The sequence below is a fragment of the Runella sp. MFBS21 genome (genome assembly GCF_029433105.1).
GTDB lineage: Bacteria > Bacteroidota > Bacteroidia > Cytophagales > Spirosomataceae > Runella.
Map to the genome: position 1 here is coordinate 39,952 of NZ_JARNTW010000013.1, position 19,352 is coordinate 59,303.

The 19,352-nt window shown below is 44.7% G+C and carries 21 protein-coding genes; all 21 read right to left on the reverse strand.

What is annotated here, in order from left to right; all coding sequences use genetic code 11:
• Positions 1–176 precede the first annotated feature (176 nt).
• Entirely contained in the window at positions 177–698 is a 522-nt protein-coding gene (locus tag P1X15_RS21465) for a hypothetical protein (RefSeq protein ID WP_277340195.1), read from the reverse strand.
• A gap of 125 nt (positions 699–823) precedes the next feature.
• Positions 824–1,645: a hypothetical protein gene (locus P1X15_RS21470; RefSeq protein ID WP_277340196.1), complete on the reverse strand. Its 822-nt coding sequence runs from the start codon at positions 1,643–1,645 to the stop codon at positions 824–826.
• A gap of 466 nt (positions 1,646–2,111) precedes the next feature.
• Positions 2,112–2,456: a carboxymuconolactone decarboxylase family protein gene (locus tag P1X15_RS21475; protein WP_277340197.1), complete on the reverse strand. Its 345-nt coding sequence runs from the start codon at positions 2,454–2,456 to the stop codon at positions 2,112–2,114.
• Positions 2,457–2,672: 216 nt separating this feature from the next.
• Entirely contained in the window at positions 2,673–3,647 is a 975-nt protein-coding gene (locus tag P1X15_RS21480; protein WP_277340198.1) for a YitT family protein, read from the reverse strand.
• Positions 3,648–3,720: 73 nt separating this feature from the next.
• Positions 3,721–4,203 carry a hypothetical protein gene (locus P1X15_RS21485; RefSeq protein ID WP_277340199.1) on the reverse strand — a complete coding sequence of 161 codons (483 nt, stop codon included), beginning with the start codon at positions 4,201–4,203 and terminating at the stop codon, positions 3,721–3,723.
• A gap of 622 nt (positions 4,204–4,825) precedes the next feature.
• On the reverse strand, positions 4,826–5,374 hold the full coding sequence (locus P1X15_RS21490; RefSeq protein WP_277340200.1) for a bifunctional nuclease family protein: 549 nt from the start codon (positions 5,372–5,374) through the stop codon (positions 4,826–4,828).
• Positions 5,367–5,597, reverse strand: a complete 231-nt coding sequence (locus P1X15_RS21495) for a hypothetical protein (protein WP_277340201.1) — start codon at positions 5,595–5,597, stop codon at positions 5,367–5,369. Before P1X15_RS21495 ends, P1X15_RS21490 begins: the two co-directional genes overlap by 8 nt.
• 266 nt (positions 5,598–5,863) lie before the next feature.
• Complete coding sequence (locus tag P1X15_RS21500; protein WP_277340202.1) at positions 5,864–6,469, reverse strand: urease accessory protein; 606 nt, start codon at positions 6,467–6,469, stop codon at positions 5,864–5,866.
• A 12-nt stretch (positions 6,470–6,481) separates the two neighbouring features.
• A complete protein-coding gene (locus P1X15_RS21505) occupies positions 6,482–7,654 on the reverse strand; it encodes a hypothetical protein (protein WP_277340203.1) in 1,173 nt (390 codons plus the stop codon).
• A 59-nt stretch (positions 7,655–7,713) separates the two neighbouring features.
• Positions 7,714–8,754 carry a hydrogenase expression/formation protein HypE gene (gene hypE / locus P1X15_RS21510; RefSeq protein ID WP_277340204.1) on the reverse strand — a complete coding sequence of 347 codons (1,041 nt, stop codon included), beginning with the start codon at positions 8,752–8,754 and terminating at the stop codon, positions 7,714–7,716.
• Positions 8,755–8,781: 27 nt separating this feature from the next.
• A complete protein-coding gene (hypD, locus tag P1X15_RS21515) occupies positions 8,782–9,876 on the reverse strand; it encodes a hydrogenase formation protein HypD (RefSeq protein ID WP_183979209.1) in 1,095 nt (364 codons plus the stop codon).
• A gap of 5 nt (positions 9,877–9,881) precedes the next feature.
• A complete protein-coding gene (locus P1X15_RS21520) occupies positions 9,882–10,160 on the reverse strand; it encodes a HypC/HybG/HupF family hydrogenase formation chaperone (protein WP_183979207.1) in 279 nt (92 codons plus the stop codon).
• A gap of 27 nt (positions 10,161–10,187) precedes the next feature.
• Positions 10,188–12,554: a carbamoyltransferase HypF gene (gene hypF, locus P1X15_RS21525; RefSeq protein WP_277340205.1), complete on the reverse strand. Its 2,367-nt coding sequence runs from the start codon at positions 12,552–12,554 to the stop codon at positions 10,188–10,190.
• Positions 12,555–12,560: 6 nt separating this feature from the next.
• Positions 12,561–13,274, reverse strand: coding sequence for a hydrogenase nickel incorporation protein HypB (gene hypB, locus P1X15_RS21530; RefSeq protein ID WP_277340206.1), 714 nt, complete (start codon positions 13,272–13,274; stop codon positions 12,561–12,563).
• 5 nt (positions 13,275–13,279) lie between these two features.
• A complete protein-coding gene (locus P1X15_RS21535) occupies positions 13,280–13,621 on the reverse strand; it encodes a hydrogenase maturation nickel metallochaperone HypA (RefSeq protein WP_277340207.1) in 342 nt (113 codons plus the stop codon).
• 129 nt (positions 13,622–13,750) lie between these two features.
• The gene (locus P1X15_RS21540; RefSeq protein WP_277340208.1) at positions 13,751–15,265 is read right to left on the reverse strand and encodes a hypothetical protein; all 1,515 of its coding nucleotides are present in this window, start codon (positions 15,263–15,265) and stop codon (positions 13,751–13,753) included.
• Positions 15,240–15,566 carry a hypothetical protein gene (locus tag P1X15_RS21545; protein ID WP_277340209.1) on the reverse strand — a complete coding sequence of 109 codons (327 nt, stop codon included), beginning with the start codon at positions 15,564–15,566 and terminating at the stop codon, positions 15,240–15,242. Before P1X15_RS21545 ends, P1X15_RS21540 begins: the two co-directional genes overlap by 26 nt.
• A complete protein-coding gene (locus tag P1X15_RS21550; protein ID WP_183979193.1) occupies positions 15,563–15,871 on the reverse strand; it encodes a hypothetical protein in 309 nt (102 codons plus the stop codon). Before P1X15_RS21550 ends, P1X15_RS21545 begins: the two co-directional genes overlap by 4 nt.
• A complete protein-coding gene (locus P1X15_RS21555; protein ID WP_183979191.1) occupies positions 15,855–16,346 on the reverse strand; it encodes a hydrogenase maturation protease in 492 nt (163 codons plus the stop codon). The genes P1X15_RS21550 and P1X15_RS21555 overlap by 17 nt, the downstream gene beginning before the upstream one ends.
• A gap of 221 nt (positions 16,347–16,567) precedes the next feature.
• Complete coding sequence (locus P1X15_RS21560) at positions 16,568–18,160, reverse strand: nickel-dependent hydrogenase large subunit (RefSeq protein ID WP_277340210.1); 1,593 nt, start codon at positions 18,158–18,160, stop codon at positions 16,568–16,570.
• 44 nt (positions 18,161–18,204) lie between these two features.
• Positions 18,205–19,188: a hydrogenase gene (locus P1X15_RS21565; protein WP_183979189.1), complete on the reverse strand. Its 984-nt coding sequence runs from the start codon at positions 19,186–19,188 to the stop codon at positions 18,205–18,207.
• Between the last annotated feature and the right edge of the window lie 164 nt (positions 19,189–19,352).

The window sequence follows — 19,352 nt, forward strand, 5'->3', positions numbered from 1 at the left end:
TGGGTCAATAGCAAATGTGAAGCAACTTGCGTTGGCTTGTGGGTGGCATTGCTTCTCTTTTGCTTTTGCGTAGGATAGCCAAATGGCATTGTCAAAATTGCTCTAACGTTCATTTTATCACTATCGTTTAATGTTTGCACTGTCGTCATAGGGTTACTGATAACGCCAATGCAATGTTAGCTGCATACTGCTTTTTCTGAGTCAACTTCTATTTCATTATTTTTTAAATACAGCAATAAGTCATTAACGTTTTGAACATAAGGATAGTCTTCGTAAAATATTTTTAAGTCAAATTCATTATCGCATATGTATTTTTCAAGGTTGGGAATGCCATTAGTAAAGTCAGTCGCACAGAAACCTGAAAATATTAAATGTCTTTTGTCAAAAATATTAATTGCACATTCAGAAACACAAATGTTGTGAAGTGAATACTTTTTACGATTGTTGTTTTCGGTTTCGTTAAAACCAATTGATTCAAGTATCTTTTTACTTGTATAAATTGGTCTTATTTTGTCATAATCACACCAAATATGCTGTTTCTTATTCAAGAGATATAAGTAAATTCTTTCCTTATCGAAAAAGTCGCGAAATTCTTCAATTCTTCCAATGTCTGGGCTACTCAATGGTTCAGCTAATATACTCATGTCGCCTTCATAGCGAACGTAATCTCCTACTAAATAAAGTTTATCTCTGTTCATATGGTTGTCGTTTTGCAGTTGTAGCTAACGGTTTATGGCTTGGCTATGTGGCGGATTTTTAGCACAAATGTTCCATAGAAGCACTTAAGCCGCCATATTGCCAAACCGATGTTGCAAGCAGTATTTTAGAATGGTTCTGTTGAAACTGGTTTTTTATAAAATTTTTTAAGGTGCAAAAAAGCCTTATGTAATCTTTTACAAAGGTCAGTTTCAGAATAGACGTTAAAGTCGGTTGTAAATGCATCTTTTACTCTTTTAGTATTATCTGACAGGTTATATTCCACAATTGTTTGCTTTTTAGTGGTTATCCAAAAGTCCCCCTTATAATCATAAACTCTATCAATATCATATATTGGTATTACAACTTTATATCTAGTTACTATTTTGTCCCGCTCTTGTTCATACTGGACAATTAAATTATAAGAATAAAATGAATAGTAATAGTTCATATTGTACCAGCCTGATGAGGCCAAACTTGAGTAAAAACCATTAATTGAGCCAGTATTGTCATAATACTTTTGAGGCGTATTCGATTTCAATTTTTCTAAAATCCAGCTCTCAGTTTCTGATTTTGAGGCAGTACTATTATCGACCTCTTCTTCGTCTTTAATTTGCTTTTGTACTGCACTTTTTTTTGTCGAACTGTTTGGTGCATTCAAATAGTTAGAAGAAGTAGAGTACTTAGGTGACGAATACGTCGAAGTAGATGTATTTTCTCGTCCCCAAATTACTCCGCAATGGGGGCATCTGTCACCAATTTTTGAGTTTGCAGATACACTCTTGCCGCACTTGCCACAACTTTTTGATGTTGTAGTATATGTTTGTGCATAAGAAAAGTCAGTATTGGCTAATACGATTAGCACTAAAAATAATATCCTAAACATAATTCTCATTGTTACTCTGATTTTTAATATTGCTTGCAACAAAATATAGACTTCTCCTGTCACCTATACCCCAAATATACCCACTTTCCATAAAATGTACCTAATAATTTCATAGGATGATATGCAAATTTTTCCCCACACTGGGTAACAACTAAAAAGACATAGCATTTTTAGCCCAAAATCGCCCATTTTGCTATCATTTTGGGGTTGCAAAAACGTAGCTTCAGCTGAAGGTTTGGGAAAAATGCTATCAAAACTGGCAAAGAGGTTTTGTAAGACAAAAACAAACTAAGCCAACATCTCATAGAGTTGTTGGGATAATCAGTTTAAAAAAGTGGGAAGGAATAGAACAAAATAAGTAAGGTACTAGTTATAAATTCCCTTAATAAATAAGCTTTTTTGTTTGATAAATGTTAATGTATCCCAAAAGTAAAAACCCCAAAAGAGTCGCATGAGATTCCTAGATGAACTCCAGTGGCCTTAGTTCAATATCTAACAAACTGGATTAATATTAACTACCAAAAAGTGGCTACTTATTTTTTTCAACTTCTTCTTCAAAAAGACGCATTGCAAAGAGTCCATTTCCTACGGCACCACCTGCACGAAGCGCAGCTGCAATAAATACTGTTTCTCCAATTTCCTCCCTAGTTGCACCCGCATCCACCGCATTTTTGATATGAGCTTCTATACAATAAGAACATTGGGTGGTCAGTGCAACTGCCACTGAAATGAGCTCTCTGTATTTGACAGGAATGATACCGTCGTTTCGCTCTGCAATATGTTTTAGATTCAAAAATGCTTCTGCTTCTTTCGGGGCGGAGTTAATCAACGTATTTGTATACTTGCGGTCTTTGGGCGTTTGATATTCAGTCATATGTGTATAGTGTTTTAATACCAATCGTATTAAGAAATGTTATTATTCGCCCTACTCATATGATGCTACAACTTTGATGTTGTAAAACACTTTATCTCCTACTTTCCTACATTCGCTAGCTCTGAGAGATTATTGAGTAACTACTATTCTTAGTATGGATAATAAACCCCTGATCAAACCCTATAAAAAGAGCCAATCAGGGGTTTGGAGTGATTTCTAGTGATTCAATGCCCGCTTTTTGACCATTCCCCCTTTCGTATCTTTGACGCTGCTCATTACTACAAAAGCATGAGGGTCGATAGTCTGGATTTCGGTGTTGAGTTTGCTGAGCTCTAGGCGGGTAAGTACGGTGTAGATAATATCAAACTCTTTGGTTTCACCATTGCGGCCATAGCCTTTTTTGCCTTTATAAACCGTGACTCCTCGTCCCATTTCGTTGATAATCATCTGCCTGATTTCGTCGCTATGAAGAGAGATAATAGTCACTCCCATGTATTCATCTATTCCTTCTATTACAAAATCGAGGGTTTTGGAAGCCGCCAAATAGGTAATCATTGAATAGAGGGCTGTTTCGACCGAAAGAAAATAGGCCGCCGCCGAAAAGATAACGATATTGACCATGATGATGATATCGCCGATGGTGGTGCTGAATTTTCGACTTAGAAAGATTGCCAATACTTCGGTACCGTCGATGACCGCACCACCTCTTATCGAAAGCCCAATACCTGCTCCTAAAAAGAAACCTCCAAAAACAGCCACTAGCAGCGGGTCTTTGGTGATTTCGGGAAAATGAACCGTGGCTACGCATATGGCCAAGCCAGTAATGGCAAGGGCCGTTTTGAAAGCAAATTGACGATTGATGACGATGTACGCCATAAAGACAAAGGGCAGGTTGACAAGAATCAACAAGGCATACAGCGGAATACCTGTGATGGTATTGATAAGGAGTGAAATACCCGTGGCACCACCATCGATAAAACTATTGGGAATCAAGAAGCTCTCTAGACCAAAAGCGGCGGAGGCAATACCCGCCGATACCAAAATAAGGTCTTTGAAAGAGCGCACAACGTTGATTTTTAAGGCTCTAAATGCCTTTGCCAATCTAAAAGCCGAATAGGGCTGTTGTGAAGAAAAAGCCTCTTTAGGACGTAAGATAGTCTGGGTGATAATTTTGGCTAAAAATGAATTCATGGATGCTGTTGTGGGGTTTTTAGAAATGGAAATGTACCGAAGCACTGCTCCAGTACATTTGATTAAAAACTAACTAAGAAAGAGCTTTAGGATGATTACGCACTTTGGTATTTAGAATCATAAACCATTTTTCAATAAGCTGTAATTGCCCGTTGAGAATAGGGTTGTCTTGAGCTACATTATAAAACTCCAAAGTGACATCCTCAGCACCATGATTTTTGGGCTTTAAGACCAAATCTAATTTGTCAATCTTACTGGTTTTGCTCGTGTTGAGAATGCTACATTTTTGTACCAAAGCAAGATTTACAACTTGAGAATGTTCTTCTTGGTGTATTTGTCTTGTAAAAAATACTTTGCTACCCGTGCTATCAATCCCAATAGCGGTATTGTTCCAAAGGTCATATTGAGCAATATCACTGCCGTGTGATTGGGCAAGATCCGACAATTTTTGAGTTAATTTTTGAGCTTTCATACGCTTGTTTCGACTTATCCAAACAAACGGAATGCTACAGATAAGGATGAGCACAACACTCACCACTAATGCTCCTAAATCCATGTTTAAGTTTTTTTAGTTTAGCAATAAATGAGAAACTTGATTTGGTAGGTTAGCACCAAATCTTAAAAAAATAAGCCATTAAATAGAAGCACTCATTACCAGAAATAATGAAAGGGGAAGATGATGTCAGTGGATTGTAAACTGACAATCTGGTTTTTAGAATGGAGACAGTATTGAATGAATTCCGAACAAGCAGCTATAGGAAAGAAAGAGGCGCGCTCTTGAAAATCATTTGCTAAATTTGGGGAGAGATTGTGATTGGCAGGTGGTATGGGAATTTCTCCTTGCTGAAGATGAAACAGCAAATGAGAAAGGATTAATGAATTAGGGTTGTTGCTTTTTGCTTCGAAATGTTTCTGAAAAGTATCATAGTGGATAAATGCATTTGTGCTGTATAAGCTTATGATAAAGCAATACAGGGTCGATATACTCGCAAATGCAATTATTTTAAATACTTTCTTCAAAATGATTGTGATTGGAAACGTGGCGTGATAAAAAGAGCAACGGTAGAAACCCTTTATTTTCTAACCCTAAATGACGGGAAAAGGTTCTGCTTAAATCAAGACAAAAATAGTAAAATTTTAATATTTTTTTGACATTTTTATTGTATAAGTAGAAAATTTTATGCTTGTTTGCGCTTTTCGATGGCAATGCGCAAGCGGGCGGCGCTTTCGTAGTCTTCTTTGGCAATCACTTTTGACAACAATTCTTCTAGCTCTTCCAACGTATATTCGGCATAGGATTTTTTCTCACGGCCTTTTTCATCCAACAAATACCCTGCTTCTTCCAACACCTGATCACTTACGTACAACGGGCAGTGCATCCGTACTGCTAAGGCGATGGCGTCTGAAGGGCGGCTTTCGATTTCTAGTATCTCCTTTGGCCCTTGTAGTAATAGTTTGGCATAAAAAATATCTTGTTGAATTTGGTAAATGCAGACCTCTTTGGCTTTAGCGCCTAACTTTTGAATAATCGTTTGGCATAAATCATGGGTAAGGGGGCGCGAAGGTTGAAGTCCCTCTAAATGTATGGCGATGGCTTGCGCTTCATTTGTCCCAACAATAATTGGAATACGTCGTTTAGAAATGGGCTCTTCTAAAATAAGGACGTAATGACCACGTTGCGACTCACTTTCGGCCATGGCTATCACAAAAACTTCGTATTTATTCATTCGTGGTGGGTGTGAGGTTGGTTTTAATAAACTGGCAGAGCGTACCTATGTCGTCGAAGGGAGAAATGACCCATTGCTCAAACGAAAGGCGGTACAAATCTCGGCCTTCGACTTCCAACGAAAAGCCTCCTGCTAGGTCAAAGTATTTGTCGTTACGGTTAAGTATCGGAATCTCCATTTGCTGGAGGGCGTATTGGACAAAATCAGCTTCGTTGTAGTTCATAGTGATTTTACATTACTTGCTATCGCTTGCCCCAAACTATCATTTGGGGCAAAATGGCATTGCGTCTCTGACGCAAAATCTCTATCGCTTGCCCCAAACTATCATTTGGGGCAAAAATGGTACAGCGTCTCCGACGCAAAACTCTATCGCTTGCCTCAAACTATCATTTGGGGCAAAATGGCATTGCGTCTCTGATGCAAAAACTCTATCGCTTGCCCCAAACTATCATTTGGGGCAAAAATGGTACAGCGTCTCCGACGCAAAATTCAAACATTCTCCAAAACAATTTTTACCCCTAAACCCACACACAAAGCGGCTGAAACCAGTGTTAACCCACGCAAGAGGTGGCGATTTTGGAACAATTTACTCGAAAAAGGCAGACTAAAAGCCCCCGCCGCTACCATCATACCTGCGACAGAACCGAGGCCAAACAACAACAAGTACAGAAAAGCATGACTTGGTTCTTTGATTTGAGTTAGTACTGAAATCAACAGCCCGCCACTTCCTGCCAAGCCGTGCATAAGCCCCACGCCGTAGGCCAATCCGTAAGCAGGTTCGTGGAGGTGAGGGTGATGGAGTTCGGATTTTAATTTTACAATTCGGTGAATGCCTAACACGATGAGCATTAGACCTACCCCTGCTTCAAAGTACTGGAAAATGGCTTCGGAAAGTACAAATTTGCCAAGCATATACACCAATGCCACCAGTAGTATCGTAGACGTATGACCAAGCCCCCAAAACGCTCCGTCTTTGAGCGCGGCTGAGGTGGAGTCTCTGCGGGTGACAATGCTACTGACCGCCACCAGGTGGTCGGCTTCAAAACAATGAGAAAACCCGACGACAACGGCGAAAAACAAAGGGGCGAGTTCCATGTAAGTGACTGGTTAAGGAGTGGTAATTTGATACAAAAGCACGCGGTGATTGCCCGTATCGGCTACCACCAAACAACGCTCTACGGCACAAAGCGAAAATGGCCAGTACAATTGCTTGTCGGTGCCAAAGCGGGTATTGCTATTTTCGCTGCCAGTTCTAAAATTATCATGACCAATGAGGTTGTCGGCCAAGGCGTTGTTTTCGGTAGGAATGCGGTCAAACCAAAGCAAACGGCTATTTCCCGTATCAGCAACAAACAACCCATTTTGGTAAAAAAAGGCGTCGTAGGTCCAGCTCATGGAGTTTTGTTGGGGAAACAAACTGAATTGATTCATTCCATTCGCGTCAAAATCGGGCTGGCCGATGATGACGTCAGCGGGCTGGGTAAAGGCGTCTTGCCAATGGTGCCAAACGAGGTTTCGGTAATATTGCGTATCGGCAATCGATAGTACTCCTTCGGCATTGACTCGGACGGAATAGGGCCAAATTGGTTCGTGGTTTTCGTAGTCGCGTTCTGTAAAATCAGGTTTTCCAATGACGGCATCGGCGGCGGTGAAGTTTTGGGTGGGAAACGCCTCATAAAACAAAACACGACGATTGCCCGTGTCGCAAATCCACAGCCGTTGCCCGTCCGAAAAAACACCGTATGGCCAATACAGCGACTGAGCCGAAGGTGTAGCTCCAACGCCTCGAAGGTTAGGTAAGTTGCTTTCAAAATCAGGTTGTCCAATAACCACATCGGCGTTTTGCCCATTTTGACTTGGGAATTGATTCCAAATGAGTATTCGGTGATTCCACGCGTCGGCAACTACCAACCGCTGTCCGTCTGACCAAATTCCCGAGGGATACTGCAATGAGCCTGCATGGACAACACTACCCGCGTTTCGTCCACTGTGCGACGTTTCGAGCTGTCCCAAAACGAGGTCGGGTACTGCAAATTCCGTCTCTGGCAACTTGTTCCAACAAAATAGCCGATTTTGACCCGTATCTGCCACTAGCAGACGGTTTCCAACGGCCCACACACCGCGTGGCGCTAATAAAGGATTCCCTTCATCTCCCCGAAAAATGGTTACTTTTTCGACCATCGGCGCTTTCCCTGCCAAAGATGCCGCATAAGTAGTGCGAGCACTGGAAGTGGAAAGTGGGGAGGGTGGGGCGTTGGTGATGTCTATGTTTAAGTTCATTTTCGTTAGAAACCTTATAGGTTTTTAAAACCTATAAGGTTTGGAGAAAGGTTTAAAGGTTAACAAATGCGGGGAAGTTGTTCTCCCACCAACATATTTACCACCCGTTTTCCCCCAATTCGGCTGTGAAGCACTACTTGTTTGGGGTGTTCGGTGGTTACATCACCAATGATGGCAGCATCTTGGCCATATTCCAACGTCCGAAGTTTTTGCACAATTTCTTCGGCTTTTTCAGCAGGAACAAAAGCCATAAAAACCCCTTCGTTAGCCACGTAAAGTGGGTCAAGGCCAAGCAATTCGCAAGCGCCGCGTACCTCTTCGAGGATGGGTATCGGCTGCTGAAAAAGATTGACGCCTAAGCGAGAATCGCGGGCTACTTCGTTAAGGACAGATGCTACGCCACCGCGCGTCGGGTCTTTAAGCAAGTGAATATCCGTCCCAAATTCGTCCAATAATGCTTTTACAGTATGGTTCAACGGGGCGGAATCGCTGGTAAGGGTTGTTTCAAACTCCAATCCTTCCCGCACCGACATGATGGCGATGCCGTGCGTGGCAATCGACCCACTTACGATGATTTTATCACCTGCCCGTACATTTTTAGTAGAAATGTGGGCTTGCGGGTGGATATTGCCTAAGCCAGAGGTATTGATGAAAATTTTATCTCCTTTGCCCCGTTCTACCACTTTGGTGTCGCCCGTTACAATGCTCACGCCCGCCTTTTCGGCAGCCCGACGAATGGAGACCAGTAGTTCCCAAAACTCTTTCATTGTAAGCCCTTCTTCTAAGATGAAGCTCAACGAAAGGTATTTAGGCACCGCGCCGCACATGGCCAAATCGTTGACTGTTCCGTTAACGGCCAATTCGCCGATGTTTCCTCCTGGAAAAAAAATGGGTGAAATGACGTAGCTATCGGTAGAAAATGCCGTTCGCCCCGACCACTCAAACATGGCACCGTCGTGGTGTTCGTCGAGCAATGGGTTTTTGAGCAAATCAAATACGCCTGATTCGAGTAATTGGTTGGTCAGTATCCCGCCGCTACCGTGACCGAGCGTAATGACGTCGAAGTCAAGTTGGGGCATGGGGCAATCGAGTGTTATCATTTATTTGTAAACGTGATGAGTCAAAAATTATACGACATCGGCTTCGGCAAAGTGGTAATAAGCAGCGCAGGCTCCTTCCGACGATACCATGGGGGCACCCAGCGGCGTGATGGGCGTGCAGCCTTTGCCAAATTGCGAGCATTCAAACGGTTTTTTGATACCTTTCAGGACTTGTCCCGCAATGCAATCGGCGCATTCGGAGGCTTTGGCGATGGAAATAGAAAACTTTCGATTAGCATCAAATTCCGCCAACGATGCGTTGACTTCCCAACCACTGAGTGGGATGTTTCCGATGCCGCGCCATTCGCGGTCTGAGACCTCAAACACTTGTTCGATGACTTTTCTTGCTTCGGGGTTGCCGTTGGCTTTCACTACGCGACTGTATTGGTTCTCGAGTTTGGCCTCGCCGTTTTCGAGTTGTTTGACCGTCATCAAGATTCCTTGCAACAAATCCACAGGTTCAAACCCCGTGACTACCATTGGGATGTGGTATTTTTGAACAATGGGTTCGTATTCCTCCAATCCCATAATGGTACAAACGTGCCCTGCCGCCAAAAAGCCCTGAATCTGAGCCTCACCGTCGTTGATAACGGCCTCCATAGCGGGAGGAACAAGTACATGAGAAGCTAAAATGGAATAATTGGTCAGCCCTAACCGACGCGCATGGAGCACCGAAAGCGCATTGGCAGGAGCGGTAGTTTCAAACCCTACGGCAAAGAAAACGACCTGGCGGTGAGGGTGTTCTTGGGCAATTTTGACTGCTTCCAAGGGTGAGTACAAAATCCGAACATCGGCACCGTTGGCTTTGGCTTCCAACAAACTACGACTCGACCCTGGCACGCGAATCATGTCACCAAAAGAACATAAAATGACTCCTTTTTCTTCGGCCAAGTAAACGGCCTTGTCGATGAGGTTTAGCGGAGTCACGCACACGGGGCAGCCTGGGCCGTGTACCATGGTGATTTGTTTGGGCAGCAAGTTTAAAAGGCCATTTTTGACCAAACTGTGCGTTTGACCGCCGCAAATTTCCATAATTGTCCACGGGCGGGTGGCTACTTTGTGCAGTTCTTCGAGGTAGTGTTCGACTACTTCGGGGTCGCGAAATTCTGATAAGTATTTCATGGGAACTAGAGGGGGTTAGGGCGGTCCAATTGGGAAGATTCTACCAGCTCATCAATTTCTCCGATTTCCTCCAAATACGCGAAGGTTTTTCGGGCCTCTTCTTCATCGACGATGCTGATGGCCACTCCCACATGAACCAACACATAATCGCCTTCTTTGGCATCGGGCACCATTTCCAAACTGGCTTCTTTGGTGATGCCACCAAAGAGCACTTTGGCCATGCGTACTGTTCCGTCGTACTGGAATTCTATGGATTTTATTTTGCCAGGAATTGCTAAACACATAAAAGTAAGGTTGAGAGTGGTTGATAATTAAGGGGTTAGCGCAGTCTGTCCAAACGAAATACATTCGTCGTTGGGTGAAAATTGTTGATGGAAAAACAGCTCGTGAGTATCTCCCAAAACCGCAATGCAAAGGTCCACCAACAGCGCATTTTGGAAAACACCACCGCTGAAAGCCACTTTTTGAACGCCTGTTTCTTGGGTAAATTTTTCTATAATTTTGACGAGGGTTACATGAAATTTCGCCGCGATTTCATCTACTGGAACGCCCGTGAGGACATCTTCGGCTATTGCTTCTAGCAGTTCTTTGGAAGAAATAAACCGATAATTGAGATTTTTCAATGAATAGTATTGCGTGACTAGGAGTCCATGGTTTAAAAAATAGCGTTCGGCCAATTCCTCCAATTGGAGGGCGGCTTCTCCTTCGTAGCTTGTTTTATCAATGCCGATTAACAAACTAGCAACGGCGTCAAATAGTCTTCCAACGGAGGATGTTTTTAGGGTATTTTTGGCTAAAAGTTTGGCGTAAAAGCTACGTTCTTTCTCCGAAAACTTGTTCTTGAGTAGTTCTTCTTTTTCAGGAAAAAGCAATGAAAATGCCGACAAATGCGGTTCTACTGCCATTTTATCCCCCGCCAACGAGTCGAAATACTCAAAATGCGCTATTCGCTCGATGTTTTCTCCCAAGGGACGAGAAAGCTTAGGAAAATACAAAAAAAACTCGCCCCCCCAGCTGTGCCCGTCGGAGCCTAATCCCGTGCCATCCCAAACAATTCCTGCGATGGGTTCAGGAGAAGAAGTGAGTCGGTGCTCTGCCAAAACAGCGGCAAAGTGCGCAACGTGATGTTGAATTTTTTGAAGGGTTGACTTCGTCGCTTTTGCCCATTCGTGCGCTAGTTGGGTAGAAAAATAACCTTGGTGGGCATCGGCTGAAAAACGGTTAGGTTCTACGTCAAATACCTTTACAAGGTGCTGGAGCGTATGTTTAAAGTGCGTTTGGGTTTCCCAGTCTTCCAAATCACCAAGGTACTGGCTTGTGTGCAGGTTGTCGGCAGCAAGTAGCGTAAATGTACTTTTTTGAGAAGCGCCAAACGAAAGTTGAACAGACGTAGTTGTAGTCAGACCATTGGCAGGCACGCTTCCCGTTAGCCCTCGACTGCGACGGAGTATAATCTTTTTGGCATAAAAAGGCGAAAATCGCAACACCGAATCGTCTTGGGGAAGTACAATTTCGCGGTTGTGCGTTATGATGAAATCGGCGACTTGACTGAGTTCGGTCAAAGCGTCAGCGTCTTTAAAAACAATAGGGCTTCCACTCCGATTTCCGCTCGTTGCCACCAACGGTTTTCCAAAATCGTGCGCCAGTAGTTCCAACAAAGGAGCATAAGGTGACATAACTCCCAAATGCGTGAGGCCAGGATTGACCGACGGCGCAATGGAAGCGGTTTCGTTTGGACGCACCAACACAATGGGGGCAACTGAACTCAACAAAGCGTCGGCTTCTTGGACACTGACGGTTGCTTCTCGTTGTAAAATTTCTAGCGTTGGATAAAGAACCGCAAAGGGTTTTGAAGGACGATGTTTTCGTTCGCGAAGGGTTGCCACTGCCCTTTCGTTGGTGGCATCACAAAGCAAAAGGTAGCCTCCTATGCCCTTCACTGCCACAATTTTACCCGCTTTCAATGCCCGATTGGCGCGGTCTAAAATCCAATGGGTATCGTGTAAAAAAGAGGAAGGATAGGCGGTAGATTGGTGGCAAGTGTACCAGCCCAATTGAATGCCGCAGGTGGGACAAGAATTGGTTTGGGAGTAAAAACGACGATGATTTGGGTCGTTGTATTCGTCCAAACAAGTGGGACACATTTCAAAGACCTGCATCGACGTTTGGGCACGGTCGTAGGGAACTGCCCGCTGAATGGAATAGCGCGGACCGCATTGGGTGCAGGTAATGAATGGATACCGAAAACGACGGTTTTGTGGATCATGTAATTCCGCTCGGCAGGAAGAACACATCGCAAAATCGGGGGTAAGTTTGAGCCCATTTGCAAGTTTACCCGCTTGACTTTCAATGATTTTGAACGTTTGAAAGAAACAAAAAGGGAGCGACTCTAACTCATATTTTTCTACCAAAGCTTGGGGCGGGGTATTGGCCAAAAGGGTTTCTAAAAAACGGTTTGCCGTATTTTGGTCGGTATTAATAACCACTTTTACGCCTTCGGGGCCGTTGCTTACTGTTCCTGTCAGCCCCCATTCATGTGCTAGTTGATAAACAAATGGCCGAAATCCAACGCCCTGCACAATGCCCGTGAGCCGAATACAATAGGTTTTTTTTTCAAAAGAAACTGACTTTTGAGAAACAACTTGTTGGATTGTATTTTCGGCAGTCTCCACCCACATAACTGTTTACATTACTTTTTCGGAGGTTTTTTCTTTTTTTGCATGGACCCGTTCGGTCAACCAATCGCACCAGGCGTCCATACCGTCGCCCTTCAAGCTCGAAATACTAAGTACTTCGATGTCAGGATTTACGTCGCGGGCGTCTTTGGTAACCGCTTCCACCGAGAAAGGAACGTAAGGCAACAAATCAGACTTGGAAACGATGAGCAGTTCGCTGGTCAAAAACATCCGAGGGTATTTTTTTGGCTTATCGTCGCCTTCGGTACAAGCTAAGACCGTCACTCGATAATCTTCTCCCAAATCAAAAGCTGCTGGACAAACCAAATTGCCCACGTTTTCAATAAATAGCACATCGGTACCTGTGAGGTCGATGTGGTCGAGGGCTTGAAAAATCATCTGCGCCTCAATGTGGCACATGCCGCCCGTTACAATTTGCAGGGCGTTGATACCCACATCGCGCATACGGATGGCATCGCGCTCGGTTTCGGGGTCACCCACCAAAACGGCCATGTTTAACTTGCCTTTTAGCCGCTTGCCCGTTTCTTGCATGAGGGTGGTTTTACCACTGCCAGGCGACGAACAAACGTTGATGACCAAGATGTTCGGCAGTCGGTCGCGGATAGCTTTGGCCACAAAATCGTTTACTTTTAGTAGGTTAAGCGTCGTGTTTTCGCACTGTACCGACCCGACGGAGGCTTGGTTTGATTTAGGTTTTTGCATAGCAATTAGTCAAATTCTACTTTACTGATGAGTAATTCTTCTCCTTGTATCACGTTTCGACTTGGCCGCCCGCAGTGTTTACACACGAAGCGGTATTGTTCAACTTCTGAGGTTTGCCCACAAAGGTCGCATTGAATTAAAATGGGCAAGACTTCAACGTGCAAGCTGGTTTGGTTGTATTGAGGTTGGTCTTCTAGCACCGCTTGAAACGCATTTTGCATCAAAATAGGCTGGACATTCGAGAGTATCCCTGCTTTCAAATAAATCCCACGGACACGCTGCATGTCGTTGGGAAATTCTTCTTCCAACGTTCTGAAAATGTTCCGTACCAATGATATTTCGTGCATTTTTTAAGTGATTTTAGATAGTCCTTCCAAGTTTTCAAAACTTGGAAGGACTTATTTTTCGACATCAAGAGTCAGGGCTAAAGCCATTCCTAGCGTTGATTTAGGTAAAAGCGTGGGGGTATTAAGATTTTATAGTCCAACTACTGTTCTTAATTTCTCCAATTTTTCTTGGTGCTGCGCTACTTCTATCAACAACGACGCATCGCTAGTCAACTTGGGTAGTTCGGCAATGTAGCTTTCCATTTCTCCCAACAGCGCTTTTTCGCTTGCTTCGTTTTCGTGGTGAACAAACCAGCCTATTTCTAAAAAATTGAGCAAGGTCAATGCCCGTTCGTGCGGGTAGTCTGCCGCCGTCCGTACGTCCAACGCCTCTCGATAAAACGACAGCGCTTTGGCGTGGTTGTCGCTTTGGGCAGCTTCGGGGTATTTGGTGAGGGCATTGGCGTAACTGTTGCAGATGCGCGCGTATTCGTACGGATTGGTTTCGCGGGTAAAATAGCGGAGTGCTTCTTTGAAAGAACTTACCGAAACAGCCGCCCAAATCCCTTTTTTCTTGACTTCGTCAGGAATTTCTGAATAAATCACGCCCAAATGGTGATGAATTTCGGCAAACACCTCAGGCGCATTGTCTCGGGTAAATAGTTTGAGCGCTTCTTGATAAGCTTCCATGGCGGGTTTCAAAAACTGCGGATTGCCATTTTGAGCCCAGGTGTATAACAGTGTCCCTTTGCGGTAGTGAGCATTGGCCACCAATTCGGGAATGTCTTCTTGTCGCAACAACGCAATTGCCCGATTGATATAACCCAACGATTCGGCAAAACTATCCGTCAAATTAGCAATTTGAGAAGCATCGGTAAGTAACAAAGCTGCTTGTGCTCCATTTTGCCGTTCTTCATAATAAGAGACAAGGGTGGCCAACGTATTTTTGATTTGTTGGAGCAGCACCGTATCGTAAGGCACCTGTATTTTCTTTATCCAAATCGCACAAAGAACCGCCAATAATTCAAACTGTGCATCGTCCGAAATCGCCATATCGCGGCACTGATTTACAAGTAGTTCGGCTTCATTCAGTTCGTCAGCATCTAACAAGAGTGACGCATAATGTTTGCCCGTAAAAGCCTTCCATTCGTCGTCGGGAGCAGTTTCTAGTGCTTTTTGGTAGTATTTTTTTATGGTAACGTAATGCACAAAATGCGTCAATTCGCCATAGTGAGCCATGACGGCGGTGTTGTGCCAATATCGATACATTTCAAAGGAAGGGAGCTTTGTGAATGGCTCCTCCGTGATTCTCACCTGCACCCCGTGTTGGAGGCAGTTGAGGGTGTCGATGTCCCGCAGAAGAAACGGGTTGAATTCGGCCAATTCGTACGCTTTCTCATAATTTCCGAGTTTGGTATAAACCACTGCCAACAAATTTTGCGCGCTAAACTCCAGAGGATAAGGGAGAAGAAAGGGTGGAGCTTCGTTGGCCCAATCAATCGGAATAAAAATTTCATGGTCACGTATTACCAAAAATCGGTTCGTGATTTCTTCCCCAATCGAAGGCATTTCTTTGACACTGACGACTTCGTTGAGGCGAAATTCGCTGTCAATAATGGCCTGTAAAGCAGAGAGTTGGTCAGTTGAGGCAAATATCGAAAACATGTAAAGCGTTAGATTTAAGGGTTCCTCGGGCGTCGCGCTGCATTCCGCGCCGAAACAATTGAGCGTATAATTTAGCTTTTTCTTCGGTATCGTAATGGTCGAGCCTTCGGCATAAAAACTGAAATGGGTTCTGAACATACACATAGACCATGGTCAAATGCCAACGTCCTTTTCGGGTTTCGATGAGGTAACGTACTTCGGTAGAATGAAGCCAACGGTCGTTGATAAGTACCTCTAAATCTTTGTATAAGCCTCGGATGTTGAGGGTAAAACCTGCGCGAAAATCAGGAAATGGATTCACAGTCGTACGTTGATAATGCCCACTTGGGTGACGTCATAAGCCAGTTCACGGTCGTGCTCGTCGAGCTCAAAATCAAGCAATAAGCCACGCAGATAAAAAGCTTTGTCTCCAAGTAAGTTTTTGTCTTTGAGCGTTTGCCAATTCGTTTTATGGAGTTTTTCAAAAAACTGCTTGGATTTTCCTGCCAACAATAAGGTTTGCCGCTCGGGATAATACACCCAATTGACCTGCGCTTCGTTTTCCAACACCGACTGCACCAACGCCACAGGCAGAATCAAATGCCCATTTTTAAGCTGTAGTGTCATACGTAGCTAATTCCAATTCATTCAAAATCAACGCAACAACGCGGTCGCCTGCTTCACGAACGGGCTGACTCAAACCAATGTCAAGCCGAAGGTTGTCCACGGCAATCAAATACACCTGAATGTCGTCGGGGTAGGCTTCGCGCAAGATTTTCTTTGCGTACGAAAGCGCTTGATCCCATTTTAAGCTGTGCAAAAACACCATCGGGTCGTCCTGAATGTGTGCGTTGATTTCGGAGGCAGGCAGTCGATACAACGTTCCTGGGGTTTCTCCCGAATTGACCACGGCATCCACCACGATGATTCGTTCGTGACCTTGTAAGTGAAAGAGCACCTCAAAAGCTGAAGTGCCCATGTCAAATAAACTTACCTGTTCATTTTCAGCGAATTGGTTTTTGAGTTGTTCAATTACAAAGCAGCCGACTCCGTCGTCGCTTCGGCACGGGTTCCCAAACCCCATTATCGCTGTTTTTTTCATGTCGTGTATGATCTATATAAAATTGGCCAGCTGAAAAAGTAATTTTCTTTTAACTCCAGCCTTTAGGCTGGGGACATAAAGAATTAAGACATTGTTGGGCTTTAGCCCTGACCTTTAGCATTGTAACGTTAAAAATCAGGGCTAAAGCCCAATCTACTTAATATTACAGATCCCCAAATCCCCAGCCTAAAGGCTGGAGTTACTGGACTGTTTTTAGAAATTTACAACTTAAACTTCGCTAGTTCCTGATCACTTTTGCCATCGTGGGCGTGAACGGTACACACCAAGCAAGAGTCAAACGAACGAGCTACCAAACCTACTTCTACGGGGTCATGCGGGTCTTCGATTTCGGTGCCTTCCAAGGCGGCCTCAATGGGGCCAGGGTTGCCCGTTTCGTCGTTAGGGCCTACGTTCCAAGTGGTTGGAGCCATCACTTGATAGTTTTTAATGACGCCGTTTTCAATTTCAATCCAGTGTGCCAATGCCCCACGCGCTGCTTCCGTAGCTCCCCAACCTTTGCCGTCGCGTTCGGTGGGTTTGATGTAAAAGTCGCCGTTGAGGTCCACTTGACGGAGCCATTCGTCAATCATTAAGTACAAACGAGGCGCTTCGTGCAAGCGTGCCAACGTGCGGGTAAACACACTTGGCCCCATTTTCTCCATAATATCCATGAAGAGTGGATCTTGGAATTGGTGTGCTTTGTTGGCAGGATTGGCATTCATAATCACGCGCGACAAAGGCCCAGCTTCGGCCGCAAAATTCATGTAACGCGGTGCTTTCGACCAGCTGTATTTATCGTTAAAGTTGGTTTCGGCCAAGTTTTGCGACGGCAGCGGCGTTGGCAATGGTTCGTCCCAAGGGTGGGCGGCGGGTACATCGGCGTACCATGCGTGCTTGACGTGCTCCTGCACTTGCAAATGGTCTAATTCATAGTACTTTTTGCCGTCCCAAAAACCACCAGGACTAATCACGGCGTTATTACGGGTTTCAATTTTGGGCTGGTTCCACAAATCTTTGTGAATATAGGTACCAAACGCCACAAATTTACCTACCCCTTGTCCAAATTTATGGAGCCCAAACTCAATCCCTGCCCGAATGTACAAGCCCAAGTCGGAGTTGCGTTGCGATTCATTTTCTTCGACCCACTCCATCAAATCGTCCCACGTTTTGATTTGCATGTAACGCTCAATCGAACAGCCCAAAAAGATGCTTTCGAGCCAATCTTTGCGGAATTGGTTCATGATAGCGTGGGCCCGCGTGATGTCTTTGAGGGTAGGGGCGCTCATCACCCCGCCTGGTACCATGTAGCTAGAGTGCGGCCATTGACCGCCAAAAAGTGCATACACTTGCACAGGAAGTGCGCTCGTGGTGACCCCCTTTTGGAAGGAAGTACCCACATACGCTGCCCAGCGTTTTACAACTTCGGCGTAAAGGGGTTTGTTCGCAAATTTTTTATTGGCCAAGTCGGTGGCAAAAATGGCGTAAAACCAACGCGGAATACTTTGGATAGTTTCGGTGGCTTGGCCCAAGGCACGAAGCAAGAGGGCATTCGGCGGCAAGGTGGTGCCCCAAGCGGTGTCTAAAGCCGATGAAGCACAGTACAAGTGCGAACCACCGCAAATTCCACAAATACGAGGGGTAACAATCAAGCCCGATTGGGGGTCTTTGCCCGCCATAATTTGTTCAAAACCACGGAACATAGCTGCTTGCGTGTGGGCGCGGGTCACTACGCCATCTTCCATATATACTTTTACGTCGAGGTCGCCTTCTACCCGACCTACGGGGGATATATTTAGTTCTTTGGTGATTGCCATTGGAGTGTGTTCAAATTGAAGTGATAAAATGCGATTTGGGGAAACTATTTAGAACCTTGGCTGTGGGCTTTTTCGATACCAAGCCCGACTTCCACGGCGTGCATTGTTTTTTCAAAACCAGCGCGCATGTAGTAGCCAAGTTTGGAGTTGCCCGCAGGTACGTCTTGGGGCAAAAAGCCCAAATACTTGAGGGTTTTGAAGACACTTCCTTTGGCCAAATCGTGGTGCGGGAAGCCTGGTTCAGTACAACCTAAGCAGGGGTGGTTGGCGCGGGTTTTACTCGATTGACGGTTCCACAAAATTTTGTTACAACTCGCCCGGGTCATGGGCCCACGGCAGCCCACTTCGTAGAATAAGCAACCGTTGCCTCGTTTTCCAAAACCTCCATCCACTTTATTGGCAAAATTGACAACGTTGGTACAGCCCGTTTGGACAAAATCGGTAAAGAACGTTTTGGGACGGTGGTAGTCGTCTAATAAAACATCCCCGATACGACCCGTAGCGATGGCCACCAAAATTTGCGTAATCCAGTCGGGGTGAGCAGGACAGCCAGGGATGTTGATGACGGGCAAACCACCTTTTGATTTGTAATTAGCCCCCAAAAAGCCACCTTTTTCTTTGCGCAAAAACTGTACGCCCGTCGATTCGCTGGGGTTGGGTTCCACGGCGGGAATTCCGCCCCAGGTGGCGCAGTCGCCAATGGCGACCACAAAACCCGCTACCTCCGATAACTCCTTTACCCAGTCCTTCATGGGGCGGTCGCAGAAGTAGTTCATCGTGCCCGTATTTTTAGGGCCTTTGATGATACTTCCTTCATATACCAAAATGTCGCATTGCACTTTCCCCTTGATGATGTCATCGAGTAGCTCGGTCACTTGATGACCAATTTCAAGCCCAATGGAAGGGTGCCAGAGAATATTGACGCCGAAATCGGTGACGAGGTCAACCACCGTAGGCTCTTCGGCATTTAAGAATGACATGGTATTGCCACTGCACGCGCCTCCTTGCAGCCATAGTACATTTGCCATAAGAAAAAATAGCTTAAGGGTTTTGGTTTGCTAAAATTGTACTAAAAAGTGAACAAATATAACCACTTCCGACTTTTTAGAAAATATTTTCTAATTAAATTTAGAAATTTTTTTCTAATTTAGAATAAACCTAAATATCGGTAGGTACATGTGTTTCACAAAGT